General features: G+C 72.5%; 8 protein-coding genes. All 8 read left to right on the plus strand.

Going from position 1 to position 7,366, the window contains the following annotated elements; all coding sequences use genetic code 11:
• Nucleotides 1-559, plus strand: a 559-nt coding sequence (locus SACHA_RS20145; protein ID WP_039737880.1) for an Asd/ArgC dimerization domain-containing protein, incomplete at its 5' end; no start/stop codon positions are given.
• Between the two features lie 130 nt (nucleotides 560-689).
• Nucleotides 690-1,838 carry a bifunctional glutamate N-acetyltransferase/amino-acid acetyltransferase ArgJ gene (gene argJ / locus SACHA_RS0103820; protein WP_019807357.1) on the plus strand — a complete coding sequence of 383 codons (1,149 nt, stop codon included), beginning with the start codon at nucleotides 690-692 and terminating at the stop codon, nucleotides 1,836-1,838.
• A complete protein-coding gene (argB, locus tag SACHA_RS0103825; RefSeq protein ID WP_019807359.1) occupies nucleotides 1,835-2,800 on the plus strand; it encodes an acetylglutamate kinase in 966 nt (321 codons plus the stop codon). The genes argJ and argB overlap by 4 nt, the downstream gene beginning before the upstream one ends.
• Nucleotides 2,787-4,061 (plus strand): acetylornithine transaminase, encoded by a 1,275-nt coding sequence (locus SACHA_RS0103830; RefSeq protein ID WP_019807361.1) that lies wholly within the window; start codon nucleotides 2,787-2,789, stop codon nucleotides 4,059-4,061. The genes argB and SACHA_RS0103830 overlap by 14 nt, the downstream gene beginning before the upstream one ends.
• 2 nt (nucleotides 4,062-4,063) lie before the next feature.
• A complete protein-coding gene (gene argF / locus SACHA_RS0103835) occupies nucleotides 4,064-4,993 on the plus strand; it encodes an ornithine carbamoyltransferase (protein ID WP_019807363.1) in 930 nt (309 codons plus the stop codon).
• Nucleotides 4,990-5,607 carry an arginine repressor gene (locus tag SACHA_RS20150; RefSeq protein WP_019807365.1) on the plus strand — a complete coding sequence of 206 codons (618 nt, stop codon included), beginning with the start codon at nucleotides 4,990-4,992 and terminating at the stop codon, nucleotides 5,605-5,607. The genes argF and SACHA_RS20150 overlap by 4 nt, the downstream gene beginning before the upstream one ends.
• Nucleotides 5,600-6,805: an argininosuccinate synthase gene (locus SACHA_RS0103845; protein WP_020628591.1), complete on the plus strand. Its 1,206-nt coding sequence runs from the start codon at nucleotides 5,600-5,602 to the stop codon at nucleotides 6,803-6,805. The genes SACHA_RS20150 and SACHA_RS0103845 overlap by 8 nt, the downstream gene beginning before the upstream one ends.
• Nucleotides 6,806-6,964: 159 nt before the next feature.
• On the plus strand, nucleotides 6,965-7,366 hold a 402-nt coding region (locus SACHA_RS24890; protein ID WP_028662859.1), incomplete at its 3' end, for a lyase family protein.

Genomic DNA, 7,366 nt, shown 5'->3' on the forward strand with positions numbered 1-7,366 from the left:
CGCGCTCGCGGCGGGGCTGGTGCGGCCGGAGGTCGCCGTCACCGCCGTCACCGGGACGTCGGGTGCGGGCAAGAGCCTCAAGCCGCACCTGCTGGGGTCCGAGGTGATGGGCTCGGCCAGCGTCTACGGCGTCGGCGGCGCCCACCGGCACACCCCGGAGTTCATCGAGAACCTCACCACCGCCGCGGGTACGCGCGTCGCGGTGTCGTTCACCCCGGTGCTCGCGCCGATGCCGCGGGGCATCCTCACCACGGCCACCGCGCCGCTGGCGGGGGAGACCGACACCGCCGCCGCCCGGGCCGTCTACGACAAGGCCTACGCCGACGAACCGTTCGTCCACCTGCTGCCCGAGGACACCTGGCCCAGCACGGCCGCCACACTCGGCGCGAACACCGTGCAGCTGCAGACGACCGTCGACGCCGACGCGGGCAGGCTGGTGGTGGTCGCCGCCCTGGACAACCTCACGAAGGGCACCGCCGGCGCCGCCGTCCAGTCGATGAACCTCGCCCTCGGCCTCCCCGAGTCCACGGCCCTCCCCACCACGGGAGTCGCCCCGTGACCCCACCCACCCCCGCGAGTCGCCGCCCCATGCCCGCGAGTCGCCACTCCAGGACCGCGAGTCGACGTTTCAGGCCCACGAACCCGCGCCCGACAGCACATCCCGACAGCCCCGTGCCGGAGGTCACCTCATGAGCGTCACCGCCCCCGACGGTTTCCGGGCCGGCGGGGTCACCGCCGGACTGAAGAGCGCGGGCCGGGACGTGGCCCTGCTGGTCAACGACGGCCCCTCGGACGTGGCCGCCGCGGTGTTCACCCGCAACCGGTGCAAGGCCAACCCGGTGCTGTGGAGCGAGCAGGTCCTGCAGGACCGCCGGGCGAAGGCCGTGCTGCTCAACTCCGGCGGCGCGAACTGCTACACCGGCCCGGAGGGCTTCCAGACCACGCACGCCAATGCCGAACTGGTGGCCGAGCGGCTGGACACGGGCGCGATCGACGTCGTCGTCTGCTCGACCGGACTGATCGGGGAACAGCTCGACCGCGACCGGATGACCACGGGCATCGAGACCGCCGTGGGCGCACTCGCCGCGGACGGGGGAACCGCCGCCGCCGAGGCGATCATGACGACGGACACGCACAGCAAAGAGGTCGTGCGCTCCGGGGACGGGTACGCGATCGGTGGCATGGCCAAGGGCGCCGGGATGCTCGCGCCCGCGCTGGCCACGATGCTCGTGGTGGTCACCACCGACGCCGACGTGGACGCCGACACCGCCGACCGTGCCCTGCGGGAGGCCACCCGGCGCACCTTCGACCGGCTCGACTCCGACGGGTGCATGTCCACCAACGACACCGTGCTGCTGCTGTGCAGCGGCGCCTCCGGAACCCGCCCGGACGAAGCGGAGTTCACCGCGCGGCTCACCGACGCCTGTCACGGCCTCGCCCAGCAGCTCCTCGGCGACGCCGAGGGCGCCGAGCACGACATCGCGATCGAGGTCACCGGCGCCGCCTCCGAGGACGACGCGGTGACCGTCGGCCGGGCGATCGCCCGCAGCAACCTGTTCAAGACCGCCGTCTACGGCCGGGACCCGAACTGGGGCCGCATCCTCGCCGCGGTCGGCACCACCGACGCCGTCTTCGACCCCGACGCCCTGGACGTCGCCGTGAACGGGGTGTGGATCTGCCGCGCCGGCGGCCCCGGCGAACCGCGGGACGCCGTCGACCTCGGCGACCGCGCCGTCACCGTGACCGTCGACCTCAAGGCGGGCGGGGAGTCGGCGACGATCTGGACCAACGACCTCACCCACGCCTACGTGCACGAGAATTCGGCCTACTCGACATGACCCCCACACCGAACCAGTTCTCCGGAACCGATCCGGCCGCCGCACACACCGTCTCCGCCGACGAACGCCTGGCCACCGCCGCCGAGAAGGCGGGTGTGCTGGTCGAGGCCCTGCCCTGGTTGCAGCGTTTTCACGGCGCCTGGGTCGTGGTCAAGTACGGCGGCAACGCCATGATCGATGACGACCTCAAGCACGCCTTCGCGCAGGACATGGTGTTCCTGCGGCTGGCGGGCCTGCGTCCGGTGGTGGTGCACGGCGGCGGCCCGCAGATCACCACGATGCTCGACCGGCTCGGCATCGACGGCGAGTTCAAGGGCGGACTGCGGGTGACCACGCCGGAGACGATGGATGTCGTGCGCATGGTGCTGGTCGGCCAGGTCAGCCGGGAACTCGTCGGCCTGATCAACGCGCACGGCCCGTACGCGGTCGGGATCTCCGGCGAGGACGCGGGCCTGTTCACCGCCGAACGCACGCACGCGACCGTGGACGGCGAGCCGGTCGACATCGGACTCGTCGGCGAGGTCGCCGACGTCGACCCGGACGCGGTGCGCGACATCGTCAACGCCGGGCGGATCCCGGTGGTGTCCACGGTCGCGCCGGACGCGGACGGCGTGGTGCACAACGTCAACGCCGACACCGCCGCCGGGGCGCTGGCCGCCGCGCTGGGCGCGGAGAAGCTCGTCGTGCTCACCGACGTCGAGGGCCTCTACGCCGACTGGCCCGACCGTGCGTCCCTGGTGGACCGTATCGGCGCCGACCGCCTCGAACGGCTGCTGCCGAGCCTCGCCAGCGGCATGATCCCGAAGATGCGCGCGTGTCTGCGCGCCGTCCGTGGCGGGGTGCCCCGCGCCCACGTCATCGACGGGCGCCTCGCGCACTCGGTACTGCTCGAAGTGTTCACCTCGCGGGGCGTCGGAACGATGGTCCTGCCGGACGAGGGGGTCGACGATGACGACCGGTGAGACACCGGCCGCGCACACCGGCGACAACGTCGCCAACCGGTCGCGGTGGCAGGCCACGATGATGCACAACTACGGCACCCCCGCCCTGACCCTGCGGGAGGGCGAGGGGGCGGTGGTCTCCGATGCGGACGGCAACCGCTACCTCGACCTGGTGGGCGGGATCGCCGTGAACGCCCTGGGACACGCCCACCCCGCCGTGGTCTCCGCGGTGACCCGCCAGGTCGCCACCCTCGGGCACACGTCGAACCTCTACATCAACGAACCGGCTCTCGACCTGGCCGAACGGCTGCTCGCACTCTCCGGTGGGGAGGGAACCGGTGCCCACGGCAGGGTGCTGTTCACCAACTCCGGTGCCGAGGCCGTGGAGGCCGCGTTCAAGATCACCCGCCGCACCGGGCGGACGAAGGTCGTCGCCACCGACGGCGGGTTCCACGGCCGCACCATGGGGGCGCTCGCGCTCACCGGCCAGGAGGACAAGCGGACCCCGTTCGAGCCGCTCGTGCCGGGCGTCGCGCACGTGCCCTACGGCGACGTCGCCGCCCTCGACGCGGCCGTGGACGACGACACCGCCGCCTTCGTCGTCGAACCCGTTCAGGGGGAGAACGGTGCCGTCGTCCCGCCGTCGGGGTACCTGCGTGCCGCGCGGGAGATAACCGCACGGCACGGGGCCCTGCTCGTGCTGGACGAGGTGCAGACCGGCATCGGCCGCACCGGAGCGTGGTTCGGCTACCAGCGGGCCGGGATCACCCCGGACGTGGTGACGCTGGCCAAGGGGCTGGGCGGTGGCCTGCCGCTCGGTGCGTGCCTCGCGTTCGGCCCCGCCGCGGAACTGTTCGGACCCGGCCAGCACGGCACCACCTTCGGCGGCAATCCCGTCAGCTGTGCGGCCGGGCTCGCGGTGCTGGACACGATCACCGCGGACGGGCTGCTCGCGCACGCCGCCGGCCTCGGTGGGGAGCTCGCCGCCGGGATCGAGCGGCTGGAGCATCCGCTGGTGCGCGGCGTGCGGGGGGAGGGGCTGCTGCTCGGCGTGCTGCTGCACGAGCCCGTCGCGGCGGCGGTCGCCACGGCCGCGCAGAACGCGGGGTACCTGGTCAACCCGGTCAAGCCGGACGTGCTCCGCCTGGCCCCGCCGCTGATCCTCGGCCGGGAACAGGCCGGGAACTTCGTCAAGAACCTGCCCGCCGTACTCGACGCGGCGCACCCCGCCCCGGCCACCCCCGAGGCCGATCCCGAGGCCCACCCGGACAAGGACGACTGACCATGCCCGCACGTCACTTCCTGCGCGATGACGACCTCACCCCCGACGAGCAGAACGCCGTGCTCGACCTCGCCGACGAGCTGAAGCAGCAGCCGCTCGGCGACGCCCTGGCCGGGCCCACGGCCGTCGCCGTGCTTTTCGAGAAGAACTCGACCCGCACCCGGTTCTCGTTCGAGGTCGGCATCGCCCAGCTCGGCGGCCACCCGGTCGTGGTCGACGGCCGCAGCATGCAACTCGGCCGGGAGGAGACCCTCGGCGACACCGCGAAGGTCCTGTCCCGCTACGTGGACCTCGTGGTGTGGCGTACGTTCGGCCAGGAGCGCATCGACGCCTTCGCCGCGGCGTCCGACGTGCCCGTCGTGAACGCGCTCACCGACGAGTTCCACCCGTGCCAGATCCTGGCCGACCTGCACACGGTGCGCGAGCGCAAGGGCACGCTGGCCGGGCTCACCCTCACCTACCTCGGTGACGCCGCGAACAACATGGCGCACTCGCTCCTGCTCGGCGGCGTCACCGCGGGGATGCACGTCCGCGTGGCCGCCCCCGAGGGCTTCCACCCGCTGCCGTGGGTGCGGGAGGCGGTGGACAAGCGGGCCGCCGAGACCGGGGGCAGTGCGCGCGTGTTCACCGACCCGCACGCCGCCGTCGACGGGGCCGACGTGGTCACCACCGACTCGTGGACGTCGATGGGACAGGAGGCCGACGGCCGGGACCGCGTGTCGCCGTTCTGGCCCTACCAGGTCAACACCGACCTGCTGGCGCGCACCGGCAGGGACACGATCGTGCTGCACGACCTGCCCGCCCACCGGGGCCGGGAAATTACCGACGAGGTGCTGGACGGGCCCGCGAGCGCGGTGTGGGACGAGGCGGAGAACCGGCTGCACGCCCAGAAGGCACTGCTGGTGTGGTTGCTGCGGGAGCAGTCCCGATGACCGCGCGCCCGCCCCGGAACGCGACGGTGACCCCCACCATGAACCGCGCGAGCAGGCAGGCCAGGATCATCGAACTGGTGTCCGGCACCGCCGTGCACAGCCAGACCGAGCTGGCGAAACTGCTGGCCGCCGAGGGCATCGAGGTCACCCAGGCCACGCTGTCCCGCGACCTCGACGAACTCGGTGCGGTGAAGCTCCGCGGCCCCGACTCGGGGGCGCCGGTCTACGTCATCCCCGAGGACGGCAGCCCCGTCCGCGGCGTGCAGGGCGGCACGTCCCGCCTGTCGCGCCTGCTGGCCGAGCTGATGGTCTCGGCCGAGGGCTCGGGCAACCTCACGGTGCTGCGCACCCCTCCGGGGGCGGCGCAGTTCCTCGCCAGCGCGATCGACCGGGCCGCGCTGGAGGAGGTCGTCGGCTCCATCGCCGGCGACGACACGGTCGCGGTGATCGCCCGCGAACCGCTGACGGGCGCCCAGGTGGCCGAGCGGTTCACCGCACTGGCACTGCGGTCGGACGCGGCCGAGGCGGGCACGGACGCGGACCCGGACCGGCACGACACGGGCACGACCCGGAACGAGACATCAAGCGTGAGTGAGGAGAACGGACATGACTGAGCGGGTGGTGCTCGCCTACTCCGGCGGGCTCGACACCTCGGTGGCGATCGGCTGGATCGCCGAGGAGACGAAGGCGGAGGTGGTCGCCGTCGCCGTCGACCTCGGCCAGGGTGGTGAGGACCTGGAGACCATCCGCGAGCGGGCCCTCGACTGCGGCGCGGTGGAGGCCGTGGTGGCCGACGCGCGGGACGAGTACGCCGACGAGTACTGCCTGCCCGCCCTGCAGGCCAACGCCCTCTACATGGACCGCTACCCGCTGGTCTCGGCACTGTCCCGGCCGCTGATCGTCAAGCATCTCGCCGAGGCCGCCAAGTACCACGGCGCGACCACCGTGGCGCACGGCTGCACCGGCAAGGGAAACGACCAGGTGCGGTTCGAGGTCGGCATCGGCGCGCTCGCGCCGGATCTGAACGTGATCGCGCCGGTCCGGGACTTCGCGTGGACCCGGGAGAAGGCGATCGCCTACGCCGAGCAGCACGGCCTGCCGATCGACGTGACGAAGAAGTCGCCGTTCTCCATCGACCAGAACGTGTGGGGCCGGGCCGTCGAGACCGGCGTGCTGGAAGACCTGTGGAACTCCCCGCCGAAGGAGGTCTACTCCTACACCCAGGACCCCACGGTGCACTTCCAGGCCCCCGACGAGGTGGTGCTCACCTTCGACAAGGGTGTCCCGGTCGCCCTCGACGGCAGGCCGGTCACCGTGCTGGAGGCCATCCAGGAGATGAACACCCGCGCGGGTGCGCACGGCATCGGCAGGCTCGACATGGTCGAGGACCGGTTGGTCGGCATCAAGAGCCGGGAGGTCTACGAGGCGCCCGGCGCCATCGCGTTGATCACCGCGCATCAGGAGCTGGAGAACGTCACCGTCGAGCGCGACCTCGCCCGGTTCAAGCGGCAGGTCGAGCAGCGCTGGGGTGAGCTGGTCTACGACGGCCTGTGGTTCTCCCCGCTGAAGGACGCGCTGGACGGCTTCGTCGGCAAGGCCCAGGAGCACGTCACCGGGGAGATCCGCATGGTGCTGCACGGCGGCACCTGCACCGTCACCGGGCGGCGCAGCGCGGAGTCGCTGTACGACTTCAACCTCGCCACCTACGACGAGGGCGACAGCTTCGACCAGTCCCTGGCCAAGGGCTTCGTCCAGCTCTGGGGCCTCCCCAGCAAGATCGCCGCCAAGCGCCAACAGAGCAAGCACGGCTGAGCCGCCGCACCAGGGTTGTGCCGTGAAGGGCACATTTCCTGCGCCACACGCAGCGAGGGGCACTTTCCCTGCGTCCGATGCAGGGAAAGTGCCCCTCACGGCATCCTACGGCGACCACGTCGGCGGCGGGACACACGGAGCACGAAGGGGTACACACGCATGAAGCTGTGGGGAGGGCGGTTCGCCGAGGGGCCCGCCGAGGCGATGGCGGCGCTGAGCGCGTCCACCGACGTCGACTGGCGCCTGGCGCCGTACGACATCGCGGGCTCGCGGGCACACGCCCGGGTGCTGCACCGCGCCGGGCTGCTCACCGGGGCCGAGTTGGACGCCATGCTCGGTGCGCTCGACCAGCTCGCCGAGGACGTCACCTCCGGGGCGTTCACCCCGACCGTGGCCGACGAGGACGTGCACACGGCGTTGGAACGCGGCCTGCTGGAACGCGCGGGCGCGGAACTGGGCGGCAAGCTGCGCGCGGGCCGCTCCCGCAACGACCAGGTCGCCACCCAGTTCCGGATGTGGCTGCGCGACGCCGCCCGGCGGGTCGCCGCGGGCACCCTCGAC

The sequence above is a fragment of the Saccharomonospora halophila 8 genome (genome assembly GCF_000383775.1).
GTDB lineage: Bacteria > Actinomycetota > Actinomycetes > Mycobacteriales > Pseudonocardiaceae > Saccharomonospora > Saccharomonospora halophila.

Coding starts and splice junctions, on each gene's coding strand:
- argJ (WP_019807357.1), top strand. CDS start 690: ATGAGCGTCACCGCCCCCGACGGTTTCCGGGCCGGCGGGGTCACCGCC.
- argB (WP_019807359.1), top strand. CDS start 1,835: ATGACCCCCACACCGAACCAGTTCTCCGGAACCGATCCGGCCGCCGCA.
- SACHA_RS0103830 (WP_019807361.1), top strand. CDS start 2,787: ATGACGACCGGTGAGACACCGGCCGCGCACACCGGCGACAACGTCGCC.
- argF (WP_019807363.1), top strand. CDS start 4,064: ATGCCCGCACGTCACTTCCTGCGCGATGACGACCTCACCCCCGACGAG.
- SACHA_RS20150 (WP_019807365.1), top strand. CDS start 4,990: ATGACCGCGCGCCCGCCCCGGAACGCGACGGTGACCCCCACCATGAAC.
- SACHA_RS0103845 (WP_020628591.1), top strand. CDS start 5,600: ATGACTGAGCGGGTGGTGCTCGCCTACTCCGGCGGGCTCGACACCTCG.